At 37.8% G+C, this 2,810-nt stretch carries 3 protein-coding genes; 2 read left to right on the top strand and 1 reads right to left on the bottom strand.

Annotation, left to right across the window (positions count from 1 at the left end; translation table 11 throughout):
- Positions 1 to 524: FAD-dependent oxidoreductase (locus tag Q1553_RS08010; protein WP_300842908.1), on the bottom strand; the 524-nt coding region annotated here is incomplete at its 3' end.
- 154 nt (positions 525 to 678) lie between these two features.
- Here Q1553_RS08010 and Q1553_RS08015 point away from each other — a divergent pair.
- Entirely contained in the window at positions 679 to 1,137 is a 459-nt protein-coding gene (locus Q1553_RS08015) for a hypothetical protein (protein ID WP_115550675.1), read from the top strand.
- 7 nt (positions 1,138 to 1,144) lie between these two features.
- The coding region (gene uvrC / locus Q1553_RS08020; RefSeq protein WP_300842909.1) for an excinuclease ABC subunit UvrC at positions 1,145 to 2,810 on the top strand (1,666 nt) is incomplete at its 3' end.

Consider the following 2,810-nt stretch of genomic DNA (forward strand, 5'->3'; position numbering starts at 1 on the left):
GCATAAAGATTATAACTTCCGCGCTTAGTTAGCACACTCACACCATAGCAATGATTTCCCTCAATGAGCAATTCCGTAACGGCTGCATTTTTCCACAATGTATGGGAAACTTGTGCTATCAAATGCGAATGCAAAACCCTGCCTGTGCAATCTCCTCCCGCGTGGATAATCCGTGAAGTGCTATGGGCTGCTTCTTTGGTGAAGAGTAAATCGCCTTTTTCGTCCCTGTCAAAAGGAGTTTGACGCTCAATCAAATCCTCTAATACCTCCAAACTTTCCTCACTTAATGTCTTAACTGCCTTTTCATCACACATTCCCGCACCAGCGTTTAGTGTATCTTCTATATGCAAAGGAATATCGTTGATATCCTTTGCCACTGCGATTCCACCTTGCGCATAAAAAGTATTGCATTCCCAAGGTTGCTCTTTACAAAGAATTAAAACTTTTAGATTTTTAGGTAGATTCAAAGACGCATACAATCCTGCAACACCAGCCCCTACGATAATCACATCAAAATTAAACATTTCTAAATCCTTATTTTAACTCTTGAAATTCCAATTGTGCATAAATTCTGTTCTCTTTTTGGCTTGTTTTGCTTTTTGGATTGTAAGGGTCATCTTTAAATCCACAACCCACACTTAAAAAACTAAGACAAAAAATCTGTGCTATAATTAAAAAATGAAAAATGTATCGGAAGTCTTGTCTCATCTCTTTAGCACTCCTTGCTATCAAAAATATTACGAAGTCAGCCAACTTAATCAGTTTATTCGCTTGCTTCCTCTTAGCATCAAAAGCGGAATTGCTTTTGGCTATATCAAGAATGACATTTTATTTTTGGCACTCAAACACCCAGCTTTTAAACAAGAATTTTATCATAAAATCTCCCTTCTTAAACAGCTCTTAAAAACTTATCAAAAGGAAAAATCCCATCTTACCAATGTGCAAGACATTAAATGCTTTGTAACCTATAATGCTTACCACAAAGAAGTAGAATTTCGGCAAGAAAATGAAGTCGCGCAGTGCTATGGAGAACTTGCTCACGGAAATTTCATTAATTACGCAAAAGATACCGAAATCTTTGAAATCTTTGAAAATATCCGCCAAGTAATTCTACAAAATCAAAATAAATTTTTGTAAGATTTTTATGGAATCCAAAGAGACAACAATCAAGCCCAAACCGCTCTCCAACAATCTTTTGGAGGTTTTAAAAAAGATTCCAAACCAAAGTGGAGTTTATCATTATTTTGATAGTGAGGGACGATTGCTTTATGTAGGAAAAGCAAAGAATCTTAAAAATCGCGTAAAAAGCTATTTTCGTTTCACTCCTACTCTATCTCCCGCACCCAATTTGAGTGCGCGCATTGCACAAATGGTGCAACAAATCGCGATGATACGTTATCTCATCGTAGAAAATGAAAATGACGCTTTGATTTTGGAAAATTCACTGATTAAACAACTCAAACCCAAATACAATATTCTTTTGCGTGATGATAAAACCTATCCTTACCTATGCGTCAATTCGCAAGAGGATTTCCCCCGCATTATTCTAACAAGAAAAGTTTTGAAAATGCAGGGTTTGCGCTATTTTGGACCTTACTCTAGCGGAGCACGTGATTTACTAGAAAGCCTTTATGAGGTTTTTCCGCTTGTGCAAAAAGAATCTTGCAAGCAAGGTAAAAAAGCTTGTCTCTTTTATCAAATCAAAAGATGTCTTGCACCTTGCGAGGGGCGCATAAATGTAGAATCTTATCATCAAATCTTGCAAAACGCACTTCATTGCATAGAAAATCCCAAAAAAATCCTTGCAAAATTAGAAGAAAAAATGCTGTTTTTATCCAATAATTTGCGTTTTGAAGAAGCTAGAATCTTGCGGGATAGAATCACAAAGATTCAGCAGTTAAACCCTATTTCCTCTGTTGATTTTGCACGATTGGAAGATTTAGATGTGTTTGCTCTTGTTTGTGAAGAAAAACGTGCTGCTTTAGTCAAACTCTTTATGCGCAGTGGCAAGATTGTTTCTAGCGCAACACAAATTATCAAAAGTGAAATTGGTTTTGAGGAAAGTGCAATCTACAAACAAGCAGTGCTAAATTATTACAGCAAGGATTTACCTTTGAAACCAAAGCAAATCTTGATTCCTTTTGATTTGGGAGAAATTGCAAAAGAACTAGAAAATTTCTTGCGACAAAATCTTGGCAAAAAGATTCCTTTGTATTATCCAAAAAGCGGAGAGAAAAAGCGATTGTGCGAACTTGCTTTGCAAAATGGTAAAGAGATTTTGCGTTTGCAAAAAGACGAGGAGGAGGAAGTGCTCGGCGAGATTAAAAAACTCTTTTGCTTACAAAATGTTCCTTTCCGTTTTGAAGTTTTTGACACTTCACATCATACAGGTGCGCAATGCGTTGGGGCGATGATTGTCTATGAAAATGGGGCATTCTGCAAGGAATCTTATCGGCAGTATTTGTTAGAAGGCACAGACGAGTATTCCCAAATGCGTGAAATGCTAGAGCGTAGAATCTCGGATTTTAGCAAAGAATCCCCACCGGATTTATGGGTGCTAGATGGGGGAGCGGGGCAAATCAACTTAGCTAGAACCTTGCTTGATAGTGCGGGGGTAAATTTGGAAGTCATCGGAATCGCAAAAGAAAAAGTGGATAGCAAGGCTTACCGCGCTAAAGGAAGTGCAAGGGATATTCTACGTGATGAAGTCCTGCAAGATTATCGCCTCGCCCCTAGCGATAAGCGTTTGCAATTCATTCAAAAACTGCGCGATGAAGCCCATCGTTTTGCAATTACTTTCCATCAAAAAC

The organism is Helicobacter sp. UBA3407 (assembly GCF_949747025.1).
GTDB classification, from domain to species: Bacteria; Campylobacterota; Campylobacteria; order Campylobacterales; family Helicobacteraceae; genus Helicobacter_D; species Helicobacter_D ganmani.